The sequence below is a fragment of the Pseudomonas sp. CFBP 13719 genome (assembly GCF_014842095.1).
Taxonomy (GTDB): Bacteria; Pseudomonadota; Gammaproteobacteria; order Pseudomonadales; family Pseudomonadaceae; genus Aquipseudomonas.
In genome coordinates, this window is sequence record NZ_JACYVB010000008.1 from 240,598 (window position 1) to 259,697 (window position 19,100).

Sequence of the window (19,100 nt, forward strand, 5' to 3'; positions counted from 1 at the left end):
AGCCCACCTCAGAGACGACCCGAAAGCTGATCGTGGATTTATCGGCTGCTCAAGCAGTTCAACAGGTGACCTTGCGAGATGGTCCCCTTGTACAAACCCCCACGGTCCACGACAGGCATGGGCGTGTGCGAGGCGGCAACGAGCGGAACGATTTCGCGCAGCAGCGCATCCGCATCGATAGGCGTGTGTCGACCGGGCTCGTAGACGATGCGGGCGTCCAGCTGGGCGATATCGCCCGCCCGCAGGATGCGGCTGGTATCGAACCCTTCGAAGAAGTCCTTGACGTAGGTGTTGGCTGGATTGCAGAGCAGTTCGCGCGGGGTGCCGATCTGTACCACTCGGCCGCCCTCCATGATTGCAATGCGGTGCCCGATCCGGACGGCCTCTTCGATGTCGTGGGAAATGAAGATGATGGTGCGGTTCTGCTCGGCCTGTAGCTTGATCAGTTCGCCCTGCATTTCGCTGCGGATCATCGGGTCGAGTGCCGAGAACGCTTCGTCCATCAGCAGGATGGCCGGGTCGTTGGCCAGCGCCCTTGCCAGCCCGACGCGCTGCTGCATGCCGCCGGACAACTGATGCGGATAGCTGTGTTCTTGCCCGGCCAGCCCCACCTGCCGCAAGGCCACCACGGAACGGCTGTAGCGTTCCTTTTCGCTGACCCCGCTGATCTCGAGGCCGAAGCTGACGTTATCGATCACGCTCATGTGGGGCATGAGGGCAAACGACTGGAAGACCATGCCCATGTCCTTGCGCCGCACTTGCAGCAGGTCTTTGTCGGCCAGGCCGGTGATTTCCTTGCCATTGAGGAATATCGAGCCGGAAGTGGGCTCTATCAGCCGGTTGAAGAGGCGCACCATGGTGGATTTGCCCGAACCGGAAAGCCCCATGATCACGAAGATCTCGCCACGCTTCACGGAGAAGTTCGCATCGAACACACCGATGACCTGGCCCGTCTTTTCGAACACTTCGGCCTTGGAAGCGCCCTCGCGCAACATATTCATGGCCACTTTGGGTTGTGCCCCGAAGACCTTGTATACATTGTGTACGGATATTATATCGTCGGCGTTATTCATACCTTGCCTCCTCCGCGCCAACACTCATTGCAGTAGGCAAATCATGGCAACGCGAAACATGTTGTAAGGGGCAGTGGTACGGGTAATTGTTCATCGCAACGATTTCCTTGTTTTTTATTCTTACCCCCAGGAATTAGGGTGTTTTTTCAATCTATGCCCAATGTGTACTCAGATCCAACAACATTTACAGCCCTTATTCGATAACGTTGGGTTATCGGTTCTGTATGGTTTGCGCAGCAGGCTTCTGCCATGCCAGCAAGCGACCGAAGCGCATCGAAAACGACACCGAACCGACACGGCGAAGCCAGGGTGCTATACCCTCGCCGCCGACCGAGCACAGCGGTACTGACAGGAGGTTGCGCATGTCGAAGCACGTTGACCCGGATACGATTCTGCTCAAGATGCCTTCGCTGCGCGCAGTCAAGGCCTTCGTGGCCGCCGCCAAGTACGAAAGCTTCACACGGGCTGCAGAGGCGCTGTGTGTATCCCAGGCGGCGATCAGTCGCCAGATCAAGGAACTCGAGGTTCACCTGGGCGCGGCACTGTTCACCCGTGTAGGTCGCGCGGTGGAACTAACCCCGGCAGGGACGCTGTTTTTCGACGCGGCCCACCTGTCGTTCGTCAATATTGCCCAGGCCGCTGAGCGTATTCGTAGTGCGCAATCCGAAAAGCGGGTGCTGACCATCTGTTGCTCACCGGCGTTTTCCGCTTTATGGCTGTCGAGCAACCTGCCGGAATTCTTCGCCCAGAGCGAAGGCATCGAGCTCAATCTGATTACCACGCAGAACTTTCTGACCATGGAACCCGGTGTCCAGCCCGATGCATTCATCACCAAGATTGCGCGCATACGCGACGGCTACAAGAACTACCACCTGTGCCACGACCTGATCTATCCGGTGTGCACGCCGGCGTATCTGCAACAGCATCCGGAGATCGCCTCCCTGGACGGTATACGCGACTCCGCGTTGCTCAACCTGAGTCCCTATGGCCGTTCCCAGGTCGCGGAGCATGTCGACTGGGGGGTGTGGTTTGCCTTCCAGGCCATTGACCTGGACGATCGCCCCGCTGCCAGCCCGGCCATCTTCAATGCCAATGACTACAACTTGATCATCAGTATGGTGCTGACCCATCAGGGCATCGCATTGGGCTGGAACCATCTGGTCAGTGGACTCATCGGCAAAGGCCTGCTGGTCAGGCCGATTGCGGATCAAGTGCAGTTGCGCAATAGCTGCCACTACCTGGCGTGCAAGGAAAACTCGGACAACGAAGATGCGTTGCGCAGATTTCGTGAATGGATGCTCGGCAAATTTCCCAGACGGTAACATTCAAGCGCCGTTCAGCATTACTGGACGTTATGCATAGCCCTGCGAAAAAGTTGCTCGCGCCTTGGCGGCGATGCGCTCATCGTTGAATCACGTCGGTCAGCACTGACCTGCAGGATCATTCGAAGGAGCCGCTGGATGTCGCTTTTCCTGTTCTGCCGAGATTTCGATTTTCAACAGGCACCTGCCAAGACCCAACAGATCCTCATGAACAGCCTGCTCGATATTCTCGGGGTCATGGCGGGAGCGACGGGCAACGACACCAGCAAAGCTGTCCGGCGATACGCCCGAGCGCATTACCCTGGGGGCGAGTTCACCAGTCGCATGATCTTCGACGGCCAGCGGGTCAATGTGCTCGGTGCCGGCTGGGCGGGTGGATTCACTGCCGACAGCCTCGACGCCCACGAGGGTCACTTCACCTCCAAGGGCCACGCAGGCGCCACTGTGGTGCCCGCCCTGCTCGCCCTGGCAGATGCGCTGGCCCACCAAGGCAAGCCAGTGAGCGGTCGTGAACTGTTGACGGCGCTGTGCATCGGCTACGAAACCGCCCTGCGCGCAGGCGTCGCATTGATGGCCACCTCGCCGACCTACCATGCCTCTGGCGGCTTCTCGGGCATTGGTGTGGTGTGTGCCGGGGCGAGGATGCTGGGCTTCGACGAATCGACATTCCGTCACGCGCTGGGCATCGCCGAATACTTCAGCGCACGCTGCCCGATGATGCGCGTGGTGCAGTCACCGACCATGCTGCGCGACGGCCACGGCGCGGGCGCGTTCGTGGGACTCAACGCATTGCTGATGGCACGCGAAGGCATGACCGGGGCACCCGCGGAAACCATAGAGGACGAATCCGTCGCGGCGTTCTGGCAGGATCTGGGCCATCGCTGGGAAATCGACAGCCAATACTTCAAGCCATGGCCCGTCTGCCGTTGGGCTCAGCCTGCGCTTACGGCAATGGTGGCACTGCAACAGGTATCGGGCGGCATCGAGGTCAATCGGATCGAGAAGATTCGCGTCGAGACGTTCTTCGAATCGGTCTGCCTGCAGGGGCACACGCCTGCCAACGCCGACGAAGCGCAATACGCCCTGGCATTCCCTCTGGCCGCGCTTATCGTCCGGGGCAAGGTCGGGCCCGAAGAAGTCACGGGCGCATCGATCTGCGCCCCGGACATTCTCGCCATGAGCGCCAGGATCGAGATCGTGGAAGCGCCGGATCTCTCGGCGCGTTTCCCTGAAGAGATCCTGTCGCGGGTCATCGTTACCCTGGACAACGGTGAGGTGCTGCGTAGCCAGACCACGGCAGCCAAGGGTGACCCTGAAACCGCAATGACCATTGCGGAACTGGAAAGCAAGTACGACATGTTCGCTTCGGTGTCGCTGGATGAAAAAACCCGCGAAGCGATCAAGGCAGCGGTCAAGAACCTGGCTTCATCGTCATCGGCGATAGAGGCGCTCTCGGAGATCTTTCAAGCCCCAACTGCACCTGGGGCCAACCCGACTGAAGTGCGCCACGGACGGCTCGACGAAGGGAGCGAGCACGCGATCCATTCATAACCTGCCCGCATTGATTGCACGCCTTAAATGTCGTTTGATCCGCCTCGATTGGCGGGTATAGGCTGCGATCAATAGCCAGTCGGCAATGCCGAGCTGCATCTAACCTGGCCCCCAAGGTCTGCATCCTGGAGGAAATATGGATTTCAAGAAAACCGTTTTTGATCTGGTTTCCCAACGCAAGCCCAACCACTCGCTACCAGGCGCGCTCTATAGCAGTGATGAAGTCTATCGCCAGGACCTCGAGCAGATCTGGCACAAGGACTGGATCTTTGCAGGCCACACTTTCGAAGTTGCCAAACCCGGTCAGTACATGACGCTTCAGGTAGGCGATTACCCCGTGGTCATCGTGCGCAGCAAGGACGGCGAAGTCAGAGCGTTCCACAACGCCTGCCGCCACCGTGGGGCCAAGGTCTGCGAAGCCGCGCAGGGCAAGGTCGCCAAGCTGGTCTGCCCGTACCACAAATGGACGTTCGAGCTCGATGGCAAGCTGTTGTTCGCAGGCAACATGGGCCAGGACTTCGACAAGAGCCAATACAACCTCAAACCGGTGCACTGCGAAGTGGTGAACACTTACATCTACGTGTGCGTAGGTGTGGTCAAACCTGACTTCGAATCGTTCCGAAAAGCTGTGGATCCGTTCGTGGCACCGCACAACCTTGAAGAATGCAAAGTTGCCTTCGAGTCGAACATCATCGAGAAAGGCAACTGGAAACTGGTGTTCGAGAACAATCGCGAGTGCTATCACTGCGACGGCTCGCACCCTGAACTCTTGAACTCGTTCGTCGATAATCTTTCAGTGGGTGGCACCAGCGGGGAAGACGATCCGGAACTGGCGGCATACTGGAACAAGTGTGAAAAGGCAGGCCTGCCCAGTCGCTTGGTCATGGATATCCATGGCCGTTTCCGCATGACCCGGATACCGCTGTCGGCGGGCGCTGTCAGCTACACCATGGACGGCAAACCTGCCGTCAACGGTCGCCTGGACAAGTCTGGCGAGCCCGACATCGGCGCCTTGCTGTACTTCAACTATCCGTCGACCTGGAACCACTTTCTGGGCGACCACGCGTTGAGCTTCCGCGTGCTGCCCATCAGCGCCACGGAAACCCTGGTGACCACCAAGTGGCTGGTGCACAACACCGCCATGGAAGGTGTGGACTACGATCTGGATCGCCTGACCAAAGTCTGGATTGCCACCAACGACCAGGACAGGACGCTGGTAGAGGGCACCCAGCGTGGGGTCACTTCCCCGTCGTTCGAACCCGGCCCGTTCTCCGAAACGGCTGAAACCGGCGTTTGCCAGTTCGATGACTGGTACTGCAATACCATGCTCGATCGCCTGCAGGGGCCGATCCCTTTGAAGTCGGTTGGCTAGGTTCGAAGCCGGGGGGGCAATTGCCCTCCCGCGCCCTGTCTGCACAGCAACCGCGTGGCCGAACCACGCGCACCGCCCTCCCTCCTTGCCACGCAAGCATGGCGCTGTCACAGTCGATGCCGCATAATTCCCCGATTCGTTTTCGGGAGGCAGTGGGGCGCATTCGTAGCCCCTCCTAGATCAATGGCTCATATTCTCTACGGCATCAAAGCCTGCGACACCATGAAAAAGGCCCGCACCTGGCTCGACGAGCATCAGGTGGCGTACGCCTTTCATGACTACAAGAGCGCCGGTATCGACCGCGAGCGCCTGGCCCGCTGGTGCGACGAGCACGGCTGGCAGGTGCTGCTGAACAAGGCCGGTACCACCTTCCGCAAGCTTGGCGACGAGCAGAAGGCCGACATCGACCAGGCCAAGGCCATCGAGCTGATGCTCGCCCAGCCGTCGATGATCAAGCGCCCGGTGTTGCAGCTTGGCGACAAGACCGTGATCGGCTTCAAGCCTGATATCTACGCAGCGGCCCTTGCCTGACGCGGGCCCGCACTTATTCTGCACGAGGTAATTCCATGTCCAATTCCCTGTTCAGCCTGGCCTTCGGTGTCGGCACGCAAAACCGTCAAGGCACCTGGCTGGAAGTGTTCTATGCACAGCCGTTGACCAATCCGTCCACCGCACTGGTCGATGCCATCGCTCCGCTGCTGGGTTACACCGGTGGCAACCAGGCCGTTGCCTTCAGCAACACCCAGGCCTCGCAGCTGGCCGAGGCGCTCAAGCACGTCGACCCGGCGCAAGCCGCCCTGTTGACCCGCCTGGCCGAGAGCCACAAGCCGCTGGTCGCGACGCTGCTGGCCGAAGACGCCGCGCTGACCTCCACGCCCGAGGCGTACCTGAAGCTGCATCTGCTGTCCCATCGCCTGGCGCAGCCACACGGCCTGAACCTGGCCGGTATCTTCCCGCTGCTGCCCAATGTCGCCTGGACCAGCCAGGGCGCGGTCGACCTGGCCGAACTGGGTGAGCGTCAGCTGGAAGCACGCCTGAAGGGCGAACTGCTGGAAGTGTTCTCGGTGGACAAGTTCCCCAAGATGACCGACTACGTGGTGCCGGCCGGCGTGCGTATCGCCGACAGCGCGCGCGTGCGCCTGGGCGCCTACATCGGCGAAGGCACCACCGTCATGCACGAGGGCTTCGTCAATTTCAACGCCGGCACCCAAGGCCCAGGCATGATCGAAGGCCGTGTCTCGGCGGGCGTTTTCGTCGGCAAGGGCTCGGACCTGGGCGGCGGCTGCTCGACCATGGGTACCCTGTCCGGTGGCGGCAACATCGTCATCAAAGTAGGTGAAGGCTGCCTGATCGGCGCCAATGCCGGTATCGGCATTCCATTGGGCGACCGCAACACCGTCGAAGCCGGTCTGTACATCACGGCCGGCACCAAGGTGGCGCTGCTCGATGAACAGAACCAGTTGGTCAAGACCTTGAAGGCACGCGACCTGGCCGGCCAGCCCGACCTGCTGTTCCGGCGCAATTCGGTGACCGGTGCCGTGGAGTGCAAGAGCCACAAGTCGGCCATCGAACTCAACGAAGCGCTGCACGCTCACAACTAAGTGGCGATATCGGGCCCGGCATCCCTGCCGGGCCTTTTGCCTGGGGTCTTCGACCATGCTCCATGCCTCCCCCTGGCGCTCTGACTTTCCAGCCATCGCCGCCTTGCACCAGCAGCAACAGACCTACCTGGACAGCGCTGCAACCGCGCAGAAACCGCAAGCCGTGATCGACGCTATCAGCCATTACTATGGCCACGGCGCGGCCAACGTACATCGCGCCCAGCACCTGCCGGGGTCATTGGCTACCCGTGCGTTCGAAGCCAGCCGCGAGAAGGTCGCACGGTGGCTGAATGCAGGCAATCCCGAGCAGATCATCTTCACTCACGGCGCGACCAGTGCGCTGAATCTGCTTGCCTATGGCCTGGCCGAGCAACTGCAGCCCGGCGATGAACTGGTAATCAGCGCTGCAGAGCACCATGCCAACCTGCTGCCCTGGCAACAGCTGGCCAAACGTCGTGGCCTGCCATTGCGGGTGCTGCCGCTGGATGCCAGTGGCGTGGTCGACCTGCAAGCGGCTGCGCAGATCATCGGCCCACGTACCCGGCTGCTGGCAGTGACCCAACTGTCCAACGTCTTCGGCGCGTGGCAACCGCTGCCGGAACTGCTGGCGCTGGCGCGTGCGCAAGGCGCGATCACGGTGGTGGATGGCGCCCAGGGCGTCGTCCATGGACGCCATGATGTCGAGCGCCTGCAGTGCGATTTCTATGTGTTCTCCAGCCACAAGCTGTATGGCCCGGACGGCGTCGGCTTGCTGTATGGCCGGCGCGAGGCCTTGCAGAAGCTGGCGCACTGGCAGTTCGGCGGCGAAATGGTGCATCACGCCGATTACCAGAGTGCGAGTTTCCACCCTGCACCCCTGGGCCATGAAGCAGGCACCCCGCCCATCGCCGGTGTGATCGGACTGGGCGCGACCCTGGATTACCTGAGCAATCTGGACGCCCAGGCCGTGGCCGCACACGAAGCATGCCTGCATGCGCAATTGCTGGCGGGGCTGCACGCGCGCAGCGGTGTGCGCTTGCTTGGCACGCCGCAGGCCGCGCTGGCCAGTTTCGTCGTGGAGGGCGTACACAACGCCGATCTGGCGCACTTGCTGACCGATCAAGGCATCGCCGTGCGCGCCGGCCATCACTGCGCCATGCCCTTGATGAAGCACCTTGGGTTGTCTGGCGCCATTCGTGTGTCCTTGGGGCTGTACAACGACTCAGGCGACCTGCAACGGTTTTTCGAGGCACTGGACAAGGCGTTGGAGATACTGACATGAACCTCAACCCACAGGCTGAAGACGCACTTCAGGCTTTCAGGCAGGCCGCCGGTTGGGAGCAGCGGGCGCGTTTGTTGATGCAGTGGGGCGAGCGTCTGGAACCGCTGGACGATGGGCAGAAAGTGGACGCCAACCGTGTGCATGGGTGCGAAAGCGTGGTGTGGTTGGTGGCTGAGCGGCAGGATGAGCGCTGGCACTTCAGGGCCGCCAGTGATGCACGGATGATCCGTGGCTTGCTGGCGCTGCTGCTGGTGCGGGTCGAGGGGCTGGACTCCCAGGCGCTGCACGCGCTGAACCTGGGCGAGTGGTTCGAACAACTGGGCCTGGGGCGGCAGCTGTCGCCCTCGCGCAGCAATGGGCTGAATGCGGTGTTGAAGCGGATGGGCGAGCTGGTGTGAACCTTTGGGTCGGGTGGGGATTTCTTCGCGGCCGCTGACCGCTCCCACAGGGTGACACATGCACCGCATTACCCCCGCCCGTGGGAGCGGTCAGCGGCCGCGAATGAAGCCGACACGGTGGATCAGATACACGCCAAACCGATTCACGCCTTGACCCTATCTGCCGGACGCCGCACCCCAGCCACGATCTTGTCGACCGCCTTGGTCGCCGCCACCATGCCAAAGGTCGCCGTCACCATCATCACCGCCCCGAACCCCCCGGCGCAGTCCAGCTTCACACCGTCACCGACGAAACTCTTTTGCAGGCAAATGCTGCCATCGGGCTTGGGGTACCGCAGCTGTTCGGTGGAGAACACACAGGGCACGCTGTAGTGGCGCGTGACCGTGCGTGAAAACCCATAGTCGCGACGCAGTGTCGAACGCACCTTGGAGGCCAGTGGATCGTTGAACGTCCGGTTCAGGTCGCAGACCTGGATCAAGGTCGGGTCGATCTGTCCGCCGGCGCCCCCAGTGGTGATGATCTGGATCTTGCGTCGCTTGCACCAGGCGATCAGCGCGGCCTTGGCATTCACGCTGTCGATGCAGTCGATCACGCAGTCGATGTTTGGCGTGATGTATTCGGCCATGGTGTCGCGAGTGACGAAATCCGCCACCGCGTGCACCGTGCAGTCGGGATTGATGCCGCGCAGCCGCTCGGCCATCACCTCGACCTTGGGCTTGCCCACGGTGCTGTCCAGCGCATGCAACTGCCGGTTGGCATTGCTGACGCAGACGTCGTCCAGGTCGAACAGCGAGATCTCCCCGACCCCGGTGCGGGCGATCGCTTCCGCCGCCCACGAGCCGACGCCACCCACACCGACGATGGCCACGTGCGCATCACGCAGGCGCTGCATGCCCTCCAAGCCATACAGGCGGGCAATGCCGGCGAAACGCGGATCTTCTGTACTCATCACACGGCACCTCAAAAAACCGGCGCGCAGTATACACCACACCCCACTGTAGGAGCGGTCATCGGCCGCGAAGGACGCACCGCGGCCTGCCTGAACACCGCGCCGCCCTTTTCGCGGCCACGGACCGCTCCTACGCACGAACGCTGAACCATTCACACCGTAGGAGCGGTCATCGGCCGCGAAGGACGCACCGAGGTTCGCCTGATACACCGCGCGGCCTTTTCGCGGCCACGGACCGCTCCTACGACCGAATGCTGCACCATTCACACCGTAGGAGCGGTCATCGGCCGCGAAGGGCGCACCGCGGTTCGCCTGATACACCGCGAGGCCTTTTCGCGGCCACGGACCGCTCCTACGACCGAATGCTGCACCATTCACACTGTAGGAGCGGTCATAGGCCGCGAAGGGCGCACCGCGGTTCGCCTGATACACCGCGAGGCCTTTTCGCGGCCACGGACCGCTCCTACGCACGGGAAAACGTTAATATAGCGCCTGACCGTCATTATCCGAGGTGAACCCCATGAGTTCGTCCACACCCCATACCGCCAAGCTCGATCGCATTCTCGCCGATGCCCAGCGCGAGCGCGAAAGCGGCTATCGCGACAAGGCCCTGCGCATGTACCCCCACGTGTGCGGCCGCTGTGCCCGCGAGTTCGCCGGCAAGCGCCTGAGCGAGCTGACCGTGCACCACCGCGACCACAACCACGACAACAACCCCCAGGACGGCTCCAACTGGGAACTGCTGTGCCTGTACTGCCACGACAACGAGCACTCGCGCTACACCGACCAGCAGTACTACGCCGAAGGCTCGACCAGCAGCCCGACCATCGCCAAGGCGACCCACAACCCCTTCGCGGCCCTGGCCGGTTTGATGAAAAAAGACTGAGCGAGCACGTGGCCAACAAACGGTACAGCTGCATCGGGTTATTCAACCCCAAATCCCCGGAAAACGTCGGCTCGGTCATGCGCGCCGCCGGTTGCTACGGGGTCAACTCGGTGTTCTATACGGGCAAGCGCTACGAGCGTGCGCGCGACTTCGTCACCGACACCAAGCGGGTTCACTACGACATTCCGCTCATCGGCATCGACGACCTGCAGAAAATCATCCCGCTGGGCTGCACCCCCGTGGCCGTCGAGCTGGTCGACGGCGCACGCCCGCTGCCCGAATACACCCACCCGGATCGCGCCATCTACATCTTCGGCCCCGAGGACGGCAGTCTCGACCAAAGCGTGCGCGACTGGTGCGAAGACACCATCTACATCCCCACCACCGGCTGCATGAATCTGGCCGCTACGGTCAACGTTGTGCTTTACGACCGCCTGGCCAAAGGCAACAACACGCGCTCCGGGCCCAAATTCAAATAAGCCGATGGAACAGCGTGAAGATTTGGCAGTCAGCTTGTTATCACTGCCCTATCAGGAGATTCACCATGAGCGACAGCAAAACCGTGGACGTTATCAAATCCGTTACCCAGCCCGACTACCATAACGTCAAGGGTTGGGAACGCGCCGGCTCGCTGCTGGTGGGCGTCGTCTCGATCGGCAAGGGTCTGCGCCGCGGCGGGATCTTCGGTCTGATCCAGGTGGCCATTGGTGGCGCGGCCCTGGCCCGCGGCTGGAGCGGTCACTGTGCGGCCAAGTCACTGGCCGAGAAAGGCCGCAGCGATCTGGAAGAGATCCGCAACAAGATCGAACGCGCTGGCGAAGATCTGCTGAACCTGAAGAAAAATGCCGATTCGGCGACCGACACCGCTACCGTGACCGGCGAAGACCCGGCGGTAACGCCTAAGGTCTGAGTGACTCGGCTCTCAACAGCGCCCCTCTGCATGTCATGCTGCAGCGGGGCGCAGCTTTATCTGCCGAGCCACCAGCGCGACGAATCAACCCGCGCGAAAGATCAGATAGTCTTCCCAGTCGTCTTCGTCGACATCCTTCTCGCTGACCATTTTCCCGGACTGCGAAATACGCTGTTTATGCACCTGTTCGCGGTCACCGCAAACCAGATGATGCCAAAGCGGCAGGTCCTGCCCCTGGCTGACCAGGCGATAACCGCAGGTCGGTGGTAACCACTTGAATTGATCGGCCTGGCCCGGCGTCAGCTGGATACAGTCAGGCACCTGGGCTTTGCGCCGCGGGTAGTCGCTGCACTGACAGGTCTTGAGATCAAGCATCTTGCACGCCACACGGGTGTAGTAGACGCTCTCGTCGTCTTCGTCCTCAAGCTTCTGCAGGCAGCACAGGCCACAACCGTCGCACAGGGATTCCCACTCGAGCGGATCGAGTTGCTCGAGCGTCTTGCGCATCCAGAAGGGTTCGACGATGGCAGCCATGTGACCGAGAGTCCTGTACGAAATTGACGGCTCAGGCGCGGGCAGTACCTGAAAGGGCCGCCAGTCTAGTGCGCCCTGCAGCGCGGGCCAAGCCCTGGCGACTGCCGGTAAGCTTCACTTGTCAGGCGCGATCGATTCGCAGTAGTTTTTACCCCCTGCCCTCCATCACCCTTCAATCAGGAATGCCATGAGCGCCAATCCCCGCATCGCCGACTATGCCATCCACGAGCAATTCATCAATCGCTGGTCGCCACGCGCGTTCGAGCCGGTCGAGATCGAACAGGACACCCTGCTCAGCTTCTTCGAAGCCGCCCGCTGGGCCGCCTCGGCGTACAACTCGCAACCCTGGCGTTTTCTCTACGCGCGCCGCGGCACGCCGAACTGGGAGCGCTACCTGGGCCTGCTCAATGAATTCAACCGCTCCTGGGCGCAGCATTCGTCGGCCATCGTGATCATTGCCTCGAAGACCACCTTCACCGCCCCCGGCGCCACCGAAGAATCACCGGCGTTGTGGCACACCTTCGACACCGGCTCGGCCTGGGCCCACCTCGCCCTGCAAGCCAGCATCAGCGGCTGGCACACCCATGGCATGGCCGGCTTCGATCAGGATAAAACCCGTGAAGAGCTGAAGGTCCCCGCTGAATACGCGCTGCACGCCGCCGTGGCCATCGGCAAGCTGGGTGACAAGGCCACCCTGGCCGAGTACCTGCAAGGCCGCGAACTGCCCAGCCCACGCCTGCCGTTGAGCCAGCTGGTGGCCGAAGGCGACTTCACGCTGTAGCAAGTCTTTAAACCGACGGGGCGGCGGACCTAACGCCGCCGCCCCTGACCCACTCAATACCCGCGCGCGAAATCCACTTCGCCGCGCAGCGCCTTGCCGTCCTGCCACGCCTGCAGGTTTTCGGCGAATAGCTCGACCATCGCCAGCGGCGAGGTAGGCGCTGCGCTGTGACCGGTGAGCAGCAAGCCCCAGGCCGTCCAGAACGGGTGTTTGACCGGCAACGGCTCCTGACGACAGACGTCGATCACAGCCCCAGCCAGGTGCCCTTCCTTGAGCGCTTCCACCAGATCCGCATCCACCACCGCCACGCCGCGTCCGGCATTGATGAACAGCGCCTGCGGCTTGAAGCGCTTGAACAGCGCGGCGTCGAACAGATCGTGGGTCTGCACGGTATCGGGCAGCAGGTTGATGACATAGTCGGCCTGCTCCACCAGACGCCCGAGCTCTTCGAGCGGCGCCACCTCGACGAACGGTGACAACTCCCTTGCAGTGCTGGCCACACCTATCAGCGTGACGCCGAAGGGTTGCAGGAATTTCGCCACCGCTTGGCCAATCTCGCCGACGCCGACAATCAGCACGCGACGCCCGGCCAGGCTGCAACCGGGGCGTGGATCCCACTTGCGCTCGACCTGGCTGACCAGTCGTGCCAGCACTTCGCGCTCATGGCCCAGCATATAGGTCAGCATGTACTCGGCCATGACCTGGCCGAAGATGCCAACGGCGCGGGTCAGGCGATAGGCACGCGGCAGGCCGTCGCCCAATAGCGGGGTGATGCCCGCCCACGTCGACTGCGCCCACTGCGGCGTCGCGCCGGTGCGCAGCAGGTTGACGAACAGGTCCGGCTGGCCGAGCCAGACCGGGCAGTCCGCCGCCAGCCGCGCCAGCTCGGCGGGGTCGCCACTGGTTTGTACATTCAAATGGGGAGCAGCTGCGCCGAGCAACTTGGCGTAAACGGCATAATCGTGTTCGGCGATCAGAACGCGGGTCATTGCGAGGCCTTGGTCAAGACAGCTGCGCGAACCTGTATCGGCAGGGCGGCAGCAGGCAGGGTTAATCAGATAAGGAGAGTCAGATAGGGTCGTTGCGGCGCAGCAGCTCTTCGGGAAGATGCTCGATGTACTCGTCTTCGGCAGGCGGCATCTGCAGGTGGTAACCCTGGGTTTCCAAGTGTTCGAGCACCAGGTTGATGTCTTCGCGCGCCAGGGCACGTTCCGGGCTGAGCACCAGATCGAAGGCGTGCACCGGTTTGCCGAACACACCCAACAGCCCTTCGGGGACGCGCTCCAGCGCATCGCTCTTGAGCACATAGAGGTACATCTCGTTCTTGCGCGGGCTGCGGTAGATCGAACAGATACGTTTCATGGCTGGTCTCCAGCGGTGGCCAGGCTATCGAGCAGGGCCTGCCCCATGCGCTCGCGTCGCCATCCACGCAGCGAATCGGGCAATTGATAGGGGCCGTCGGGGTAGCCCGTCTTGAGCAACGCCTCGAGGGTCTTCTTGCGCAGCATCAGCTCGGGCGCCATGTTCAGACGCTCGGCTTCACGCTGGCCAATCGCACGTAACTGCTTGAGCACGGCCGACGCTTCGATCGGCAGCGGCTCGGGCAGCACCGCGGGCCACTGCTCGGGCGCAACACTGGCAGCAGACTTGATCAACGCCAGGATCTGCTCGCCATCCTGGCGGACGGTGCGCGGATGCATGTCTTCGATCTTGGCCAGCGTCTGCAGGTTGTCCGGTTGCAGCTTGGCCAGCGGCCACAGCGACTGCTCGCGCACGATGCGGTTGCGTGGCAGGTCGCGCGCACGGGCTTCCCGTTCGCGCCAGGCACATAGCTCGCGCAATACCGCCAACTGCGCGCGTGACAGTTTCCAGGCCAGCTTGGCGTCACGGTACAGCTCGTCGGGGTTCACTTCGCGACGCAGCTGCGCCACCAATTCGGCGCCGTCTTCGAGCACCCAGGCGTACTTGTCGTCGGACAGCTGCGGACGCAGCTTTTCGAACACCTCGGCCAGGTGCACCGCATCCTCGGCAGCGTAGCTGACCTGAGTGTCGGACAGCGGTCGCTGCAGCCAATCCGAACGCGTCTCACCCTTGGGCAACTCGATGCCCAGCACTTCCTGGACCAGGCGCGAATAGCCCATAGAGAAACCAAGATTGAGGTAGGCGGCGGCCAGCTGGGTGTCGAACAGCGGCGCCGGCAGGCTGCCGGTCAGGCGCAGCAGCACTTCGAGGTCTTCGCTGCAGGCGTGCAGCACCTTGATGACTGCGGGATTTTCCAGCAGCTGCGTCAGCGGTTGCCACTGGGTGATCGACAGAGGGTCGATGAGGAAAGCGCTGGCGCCATCGCCGATCTGCAACAGCCCTGCGATGGGGTAGAAGGTGTCGACCCGCATGAATTCGGTGTCGAGGGCAACGTACGGCAAGCTCTGCCAGTGGGCGCAATGCTCAGCCAGGCTGGCATCGTCGCGAATCCAGTGAATATCGATGGCCACAAGGCTCTCCCACGAATAATGGCGCGCAGTATATATCGGCCCTGCTTCCACGGGGACATCCATGCGCGCCTGCGGTCGTTAATCCGGCGAGCGCCCGTTGCGGGCACATGCATTGAACGATCTGCCCCCAGCGGGGGGTCGAACCTAGGCATCGGGTCATTTTCCATGGCCCATCATTCTGTCCACCCCACCCAGAGGTGTCGAGATGCCGGTAAAACACAACCTGTTCGCTGATTTGCAACAGAGCAAGGAAGAAGTCGAAAACCGCGCCAAGAGCGACGATCGGCTTAGTCAGCTACTGACCCAGTACCATGTCAGCGACGCCGACGTGGTCAAGGCCGAAGACCGCGCCGCGCCGGACGACGAGGTCAAGAAGCTCAAGGAAAAACGCCTGCTGATCAAGGACAAGATCGTCCAGCATCTGGGCTGACCCTACCCATCGCAGCGGCGCATGCGCGCCGCCTCCCGCTGCACTGACCCTGCTTCACAGCGTTGACGATTCGCGCTTCAGGTCTGCATGACGAAAGGGCTTTGTGGCCCCGGACAGCGAGGTGGCCACTTGATCGAGCCAGTGCTCGGCAGTGAATTTTGGCGCAGCCCCCGCGAGCATGATCAGCATCAGGCCCGGCAACAGCTTGGCCGGCCCCAGGCGTTGCAGGTTCCAACGCTCCAGCACCAGCAAGAATGCAAAGGCGGCGCTACCGCCAATCAGTGCGCCCATGATGGCCTCCGCCATCGGGTGGATCACATTGCCCACCAGCGTCGCGGCGAACCATATTCCGAAGCCGATACCCGCCAAGGCCGTCGGCCAGCGCAGGTACGGGTGAACCTGCCGCGCCAGAACGCTCGCCAGCACCGGCACCATCAGGCAGGCATTCATCGCATGACCGCTGAACACCGCAACATTCAACGATGGCAGGCCGATGCCCCAGCCCTTGAACAGGATTTTGCTGGCACCCACCAGGCCATAGGCGCACAGCACCGTCAGCAACCACACCGTACAAGCCGGGCGTGAACCGGCCAACCACAACCAAGCGGCAATCACCAGCGCAATTGGAAACATCACGGTGATAGCACCGTATTCCAACAACATGCATCACTCCTTCAAAATCGAACAGGCGGCGCCAGGCGTGAAGCCCGGCGCGACGTCAAAGCGTCTTGTTGAGCGTTATACGCGAGATATCATTCACCGCGATGTACTTCTTGGCATTCTTCGACACACGCATGCAGCCAAATACCAGTACGTAGGCACCGGCCAGGTCCTCCAGTTCATGGATGGGGAAACGCTGGGTGAAATCATCGACCAGCGAACCGTCGACCACCACGCTCAAGTCTTGCCGCCCACCGGTGTTGAGCCACAGACTCGGTGGCTGATCACCCGACTGCGCCGCATCGGACACCAAGCCCCAGTAACCGCGCATGCGTTCCAGCTCATCGAACTCGGCGCGGGCGAACGGCACGAAGAAATCGCGCACCTTGAACAGCCCGCTTTCCACCGAAATCAACTGCTCGGAGCGACGGAAGTCCTCACTCAGGATCAAGTTCTTCAACAGCGTGCTCAACCGACGCTGACGCGTCTGCGCCCCCTGGGCGGCATGCCCGCCACTGCGCCGGCCCACTCCGTAGACCGGCTCGGCACCCTCCTCCACCCCGTAATGACGCAGCGGCGCACCGAAGGCAAAGTCCACCTCGATGCGCTCGCCACGATTGACCACATCATCCTGCTCCAGCGTATCACCCCGATACGACTCGCTTTGCGGGCCGCCCATGTCGCAGAAGTCGGCATGCGGCCGCGCGCCGAAACACGACGCCTGGCCACTGCGCGCCGCCTTGCGATAGAACCCCGGCCCCAGGCAACGCGGACACAGCAGATTGCGCCGCATGACAGCCACGCAATTGGGGCTCAGTGCCTCGAATCCGGCGATGTCGTAAACGGTGTTGTTGATGGTGCACAAGGCGACGTCCATGCAGCTCTCCGGCTCAAGCGTTTGGTGAAGGAAAGCCGGAGGTTGGCAGCGGGTGGGGTGGGGCGATAGGCGAAGAGGGGATTATCAGATTTGTCCTACAGGGTTTCTTCAATGCGGCGTATGTATGCTGGAGACCCTGAGTAGCGAGCCGGTACCCGGCTCACCCTGTACGCAGGTCTGGGCTGTTGGACCCGTGGGAAAAAGGTTCGCCAGACCGCTTTTCAGGCCTTGGCAATCTCTGGCGCCAGCAGCCATTCGGCACTGTCATTCCAGACGTCCATGCGCACTATCTTGCCATTGCGTACCTCGAACCGATCCAGATAACGATTACCCGAGAAACTCCGGCCATCGGCCCATTCGCCGAACAGTGTGCCGTTCGAATACACCACGGTATGATCGCCGCGATCCATCCAATCGAAGTTACCCAAGGCTTTTTTGACCCAGGCGTAACGTGAACCGTTGAACGCAGTGATTGCCTGGGGATTGGGCATCACCCGCCCGCCGGTGAAGGTGATCTGCACATCCTCACTCATGAACGTCGCAGCGCGGACCGGATCCGGCGCCATCGAAGCCTCGAGGAAACTGCTAACAATCTGTACGTCTTCGTTCATCTCAATCATTGCCATAACTCCTGAATCAAGGAAAACCCGCTAACCAGGCATGCCTCTGCCTGGTGCGGACCGCTTTATTTTGGCGCGTAAACAGGCGCCCGAATGGATAGGTGAGCCGTTTCCAAGGATGTAACGACTGGCACCCTACTTGCTAGCAATAAATATGCAAATGCTAGCAATCAGGAGAGTAAACCATGGCCACCTGGCTTCCAAACCTGCAACGTCTGCTGTTCCCCGTGGCTGCGGCAGCCACTCTCAACCTGGCAATGGTTCTCGGCGCGCACGCGGCCGAACCGCCGATCAAAGTCGGTCTGGTAGCCGCCCTCTCGGGTCAATCGGCCAAGTCCGGCGAAGCCCTGACGCGCGGCCTGAGCATGGCCATCAATGAGGTCAACGCCCGCGGCGGCGTGCTTGGCCGTCAGTTGGAATTGGTGCGTCGTGATGACGAAAGCAACCCGTCCAAAGGTATGCTCGCCGCCCGCGAACTGGTCCAGCGCGAGAAGGTCACCGTGCTGTTCGGCGGCTTGGACACGCCGGTTTCTCTGGCAATCGTACCGCTGGCAAATCAACTGAAAGTACCGTTCATGGGCATCTGGGCGGCAGGTACGAAGATCACCGAGAACGGCGCGGCAGATAACTATGTGTTCCGCGTCTCTGCCGTCGATGAGCTGGTGGACGAGGCGCTGGTGCAATACGGCGTCGCCAATGGCATGAAAAAGCCGGGCATGATCCTTATCAATAACCCATGGGGCGAATCCAACGAGGCGGGTTTCAAACGTGCCCTGGAAAAACGCAGCCTGGCCAATGCCGGTGTCGAGCGCATCCAGGACAGCGATCTGGATGTGGTTCCGCAACTGACGCGTTTGAAGAACGCCGGTGCGGACACTTTGCTGATGGTTGGCAATGTGGGTCCATCGGCGCAGGTCGTGAAGTCTCTGGACCGCATGGGCTGGAACGTCCCGGTGGTTTCCCACTGGGGCCCGGCCGGTGGTCGCTTCGGCGAACTGGCAGGCCCGAATGCGTCCAAGGTGCATTTCATCCAGACCTACGTGTTCACTGAACACAACGGCGCCAAGGGCGATGCATTGCTGGCCGCATTGAAAACAGCCTACCCGCAGATCAAGACCGTGGCCGACGTGACCCCGGCAGTCGGCATTGCCAATGCGTACGACGCGCTGCATCTCGCCGCTCAAGCCATCGAAAAGGCCGGCCAAACGGACGGGCCGGCCGTGCGCGATGGTTTCTACGCAATCACCGACTATGACGGCTTGATCAAGCACTACAAGCAGCCGTTCAGCACCTCCAAGCATGACGCCCTGGGGCCTGACGACTATATCTTCAGCCACTTCGTCAACGACCAGATCGTACCGCTCAAGCCGCAGGAGTAAGCG

At 61.8% G+C, this 19,100-nt stretch carries 22 protein-coding genes; 13 read left to right on the forward strand and 9 right to left on the reverse strand.

Annotated elements, in window-relative coordinates; translation table 11 throughout:
* Positions 1–38: 38 nt before the first annotated feature.
* Positions 39–1,073 (reverse strand): quaternary amine ABC transporter ATP-binding protein, encoded by a 1,035-nt coding sequence (locus IFT57_RS22385; protein WP_122714053.1) that lies wholly within the window; start codon positions 1,071–1,073, stop codon positions 39–41.
* A gap of 362 nt (positions 1,074–1,435) precedes the next feature.
* Between IFT57_RS22385 and IFT57_RS22390 the strand changes: the two genes are divergently transcribed.
* The 7 genes from IFT57_RS22390 (at position 1,436) to IFT57_RS22420 (ending at position 8,578) form a co-directional block, all read left to right on the forward strand.
* The gene (locus tag IFT57_RS22390; RefSeq protein ID WP_122476619.1) at positions 1,436–2,395 is read left to right on the forward strand and encodes a LysR family transcriptional regulator; all 960 of its coding nucleotides are present in this window, start codon (positions 1,436–1,438) and stop codon (positions 2,393–2,395) included.
* Positions 2,396–2,533: 138 nt separating this feature from the next.
* Complete coding sequence (locus IFT57_RS22395) at positions 2,534–3,946, forward strand: MmgE/PrpD family protein (protein WP_192152701.1); 1,413 nt, start codon at positions 2,534–2,536, stop codon at positions 3,944–3,946.
* Positions 3,947–4,082: 136 nt separating this feature from the next.
* Positions 4,083–5,318 carry an aromatic ring-hydroxylating oxygenase subunit alpha gene (locus IFT57_RS22400; RefSeq protein WP_122476622.1) on the forward strand — a complete coding sequence of 412 codons (1,236 nt, stop codon included), beginning with the start codon at positions 4,083–4,085 and terminating at the stop codon, positions 5,316–5,318.
* A gap of 183 nt (positions 5,319–5,501) precedes the next feature.
* Positions 5,502–5,849, forward strand: a complete 348-nt coding sequence (locus IFT57_RS22405; protein WP_192152702.1) for an ArsC family reductase — start codon at positions 5,502–5,504, stop codon at positions 5,847–5,849.
* A gap of 35 nt (positions 5,850–5,884) precedes the next feature.
* Positions 5,885–6,919 (forward strand): 2,3,4,5-tetrahydropyridine-2,6-dicarboxylate N-succinyltransferase, encoded by a 1,035-nt coding sequence (gene dapD / locus IFT57_RS22410; RefSeq protein WP_122476625.1) that lies wholly within the window; start codon positions 5,885–5,887, stop codon positions 6,917–6,919.
* Positions 6,920–6,974: 55 nt separating this feature from the next.
* Positions 6,975–8,180: an aminotransferase class V-fold PLP-dependent enzyme gene (locus tag IFT57_RS22415; RefSeq protein WP_192152703.1), complete on the forward strand. Its 1,206-nt coding sequence runs from the start codon at positions 6,975–6,977 to the stop codon at positions 8,178–8,180.
* Positions 8,177–8,578: a SufE family protein gene (locus IFT57_RS22420; RefSeq protein WP_192152704.1), complete on the forward strand. Its 402-nt coding sequence runs from the start codon at positions 8,177–8,179 to the stop codon at positions 8,576–8,578. Before IFT57_RS22415 ends, IFT57_RS22420 begins: the two co-directional genes overlap by 4 nt.
* A gap of 143 nt (positions 8,579–8,721) precedes the next feature.
* Here IFT57_RS22420 and tcdA read toward each other — a convergent pair whose 3' ends face one another.
* Entirely contained in the window at positions 8,722–9,528 is an 807-nt protein-coding gene (tcdA, locus tag IFT57_RS22425; protein WP_192051094.1) for a tRNA cyclic N6-threonylcarbamoyladenosine(37) synthase TcdA, read from the reverse strand.
* Positions 9,529–10,048: 520 nt separating this feature from the next.
* Here tcdA and IFT57_RS22430 point away from each other — a divergent pair.
* From IFT57_RS22430 to IFT57_RS22440, 3 genes are all read left to right on the forward strand, one after another.
* A complete protein-coding gene (locus IFT57_RS22430) occupies positions 10,049–10,414 on the forward strand; it encodes a YajD family HNH nuclease (protein ID WP_043185061.1) in 366 nt (121 codons plus the stop codon).
* A gap of 8 nt (positions 10,415–10,422) precedes the next feature.
* Entirely contained in the window at positions 10,423–10,893 is a 471-nt protein-coding gene (locus tag IFT57_RS22435) for an RNA methyltransferase (protein WP_049862310.1), read from the forward strand.
* A gap of 65 nt (positions 10,894–10,958) precedes the next feature.
* Entirely contained in the window at positions 10,959–11,324 is a 366-nt protein-coding gene (locus IFT57_RS22440; RefSeq protein WP_122795132.1) for a YgaP family membrane protein, read from the forward strand.
* Positions 11,325–11,408: 84 nt separating this feature from the next.
* On the opposite strand, the gene IFT57_RS22445 is transcribed toward IFT57_RS22440, so the two are convergent.
* Positions 11,409–11,858: a YcgN family cysteine cluster protein gene (locus tag IFT57_RS22445; RefSeq protein WP_122714060.1), complete on the reverse strand. Its 450-nt coding sequence runs from the start codon at positions 11,856–11,858 to the stop codon at positions 11,409–11,411.
* A 187-nt stretch (positions 11,859–12,045) separates the two neighbouring features.
* Here IFT57_RS22445 and IFT57_RS22450 point away from each other — a divergent pair, with 187 nt between their 5' ends.
* Positions 12,046–12,639: a nitroreductase family protein gene (locus IFT57_RS22450; protein ID WP_043185056.1), complete on the forward strand. Its 594-nt coding sequence runs from the start codon at positions 12,046–12,048 to the stop codon at positions 12,637–12,639.
* A 53-nt stretch (positions 12,640–12,692) separates the two neighbouring features.
* Here the strand turns inward: IFT57_RS22450 and IFT57_RS22455 are convergent, their stop codons facing one another.
* The 3 genes from IFT57_RS22455 to rnd all read right to left on the reverse strand — a co-directional run bounded on the left by IFT57_RS22455 (position 12,693) and on the right by rnd (position 15,131).
* The gene (locus IFT57_RS22455) at positions 12,693–13,628 is read right to left on the reverse strand and encodes a D-2-hydroxyacid dehydrogenase (RefSeq protein WP_192152705.1); all 936 of its coding nucleotides are present in this window, start codon (positions 13,626–13,628) and stop codon (positions 12,693–12,695) included.
* 79 nt (positions 13,629–13,707) lie between these two features.
* Positions 13,708–14,001, reverse strand: a complete 294-nt coding sequence (locus IFT57_RS22460; RefSeq protein ID WP_122714062.1) for a YcgL domain-containing protein — start codon at positions 13,999–14,001, stop codon at positions 13,708–13,710.
* Positions 13,998–15,131, reverse strand: coding sequence for a ribonuclease D (rnd, locus tag IFT57_RS22465; RefSeq protein ID WP_122795135.1), 1,134 nt, complete (start codon positions 15,129–15,131; stop codon positions 13,998–14,000). The genes IFT57_RS22460 and rnd overlap by 4 nt, the downstream gene beginning before the upstream one ends.
* 205 nt (positions 15,132–15,336) lie before the next feature.
* Here rnd and IFT57_RS22470 point away from each other — a divergent pair, with 205 nt between their 5' ends.
* Positions 15,337–15,561 (forward strand): hypothetical protein, encoded by a 225-nt coding sequence (locus tag IFT57_RS22470; RefSeq protein WP_122795136.1) that lies wholly within the window; start codon positions 15,337–15,339, stop codon positions 15,559–15,561.
* A gap of 54 nt (positions 15,562–15,615) precedes the next feature.
* On the opposite strand, the gene IFT57_RS22475 is transcribed toward IFT57_RS22470, so the two are convergent.
* The 3 genes from IFT57_RS22475 to IFT57_RS22485 all read right to left on the reverse strand — a co-directional run bounded on the left by IFT57_RS22475 (position 15,616) and on the right by IFT57_RS22485 (position 17,718).
* Complete coding sequence (locus tag IFT57_RS22475; protein WP_199869047.1) at positions 15,616–16,224, reverse strand: hypothetical protein; 609 nt, start codon at positions 16,222–16,224, stop codon at positions 15,616–15,618.
* Positions 16,225–16,279: 55 nt separating this feature from the next.
* Positions 16,280–17,098 (reverse strand): hypothetical protein, encoded by an 819-nt coding sequence (locus IFT57_RS22480; RefSeq protein ID WP_192152706.1) that lies wholly within the window; start codon positions 17,096–17,098, stop codon positions 16,280–16,282.
* Between the two features lie 221 nt (positions 17,099–17,319).
* Positions 17,320–17,718, reverse strand: coding sequence for a nuclear transport factor 2 family protein (locus IFT57_RS22485; RefSeq protein ID WP_122714066.1), 399 nt, complete (start codon positions 17,716–17,718; stop codon positions 17,320–17,322).
* Positions 17,719–17,903: 185 nt separating this feature from the next.
* On the opposite strand from IFT57_RS22485, the gene IFT57_RS22490 reads away from it, so the two are divergent.
* On the forward strand, positions 17,904–19,097 hold the full coding sequence (locus IFT57_RS22490) for an ABC transporter substrate-binding protein (protein WP_192152707.1): 1,194 nt from the start codon (positions 17,904–17,906) through the stop codon (positions 19,095–19,097).
* The last annotated feature ends 3 nt before the right edge of the window (positions 19,098–19,100 follow it).

What these genes read in the sequence shown, in the direction of transcription:
- IFT57_RS22385 (WP_122714053.1), bottom strand. Translation starts at nt 1,073, where the DNA reads ATGAATAACGCCGACGATATAATATCCGTACACAATGTATACAAGGTC.
- IFT57_RS22390 (WP_122476619.1), top strand. Translation starts at nt 1,436, where the DNA reads ATGTCGAAGCACGTTGACCCGGATACGATTCTGCTCAAGATGCCTTCG.
- IFT57_RS22395 (WP_192152701.1), top strand. Translation starts at nt 2,534, where the DNA reads ATGTCGCTTTTCCTGTTCTGCCGAGATTTCGATTTTCAACAGGCACCT.
- IFT57_RS22400 (WP_122476622.1), top strand. Translation starts at nt 4,083, where the DNA reads ATGGATTTCAAGAAAACCGTTTTTGATCTGGTTTCCCAACGCAAGCCC.
- IFT57_RS22405 (WP_192152702.1), top strand. Translation starts at nt 5,502, where the DNA reads ATGGCTCATATTCTCTACGGCATCAAAGCCTGCGACACCATGAAAAAG.
- dapD (WP_122476625.1), top strand. Translation starts at nt 5,885, where the DNA reads ATGTCCAATTCCCTGTTCAGCCTGGCCTTCGGTGTCGGCACGCAAAAC.
- IFT57_RS22415 (WP_192152703.1), top strand. Translation starts at nt 6,975, where the DNA reads ATGCTCCATGCCTCCCCCTGGCGCTCTGACTTTCCAGCCATCGCCGCC.
- IFT57_RS22420 (WP_192152704.1), top strand. Translation starts at nt 8,177, where the DNA reads ATGAACCTCAACCCACAGGCTGAAGACGCACTTCAGGCTTTCAGGCAG.
- tcdA (WP_192051094.1), bottom strand. Translation starts at nt 9,528, where the DNA reads ATGAGTACAGAAGATCCGCGTTTCGCCGGCATTGCCCGCCTGTATGGC.
- IFT57_RS22430 (WP_043185061.1), top strand. Translation starts at nt 10,049, where the DNA reads ATGAGTTCGTCCACACCCCATACCGCCAAGCTCGATCGCATTCTCGCC.
- IFT57_RS22440 (WP_122795132.1), top strand. Translation starts at nt 10,959, where the DNA reads ATGAGCGACAGCAAAACCGTGGACGTTATCAAATCCGTTACCCAGCCC.
- IFT57_RS22445 (WP_122714060.1), bottom strand. Translation starts at nt 11,858, where the DNA reads ATGGCTGCCATCGTCGAACCCTTCTGGATGCGCAAGACGCTCGAGCAA.
- IFT57_RS22450 (WP_043185056.1), top strand. Translation starts at nt 12,046, where the DNA reads ATGAGCGCCAATCCCCGCATCGCCGACTATGCCATCCACGAGCAATTC.
- IFT57_RS22455 (WP_192152705.1), bottom strand. Translation starts at nt 13,628, where the DNA reads ATGACCCGCGTTCTGATCGCCGAACACGATTATGCCGTTTACGCCAAG.
- IFT57_RS22460 (WP_122714062.1), bottom strand. Translation starts at nt 14,001, where the DNA reads ATGAAACGTATCTGTTCGATCTACCGCAGCCCGCGCAAGAACGAGATG.
- IFT57_RS22470 (WP_122795136.1), top strand. Translation starts at nt 15,337, where the DNA reads ATGCCGGTAAAACACAACCTGTTCGCTGATTTGCAACAGAGCAAGGAA.
- IFT57_RS22475 (WP_199869047.1), bottom strand. Translation starts at nt 16,224, where the DNA reads ATGTTGTTGGAATACGGTGCTATCACCGTGATGTTTCCAATTGCGCTG.
- IFT57_RS22480 (WP_192152706.1), bottom strand. Translation starts at nt 17,098, where the DNA reads ATGGACGTCGCCTTGTGCACCATCAACAACACCGTTTACGACATCGCC.
- IFT57_RS22485 (WP_122714066.1), bottom strand. Translation starts at nt 17,718, where the DNA reads ATGATTGAGATGAACGAAGACGTACAGATTGTTAGCAGTTTCCTCGAG.
- IFT57_RS22490 (WP_192152707.1), top strand. Translation starts at nt 17,904, where the DNA reads ATGGCCACCTGGCTTCCAAACCTGCAACGTCTGCTGTTCCCCGTGGCT.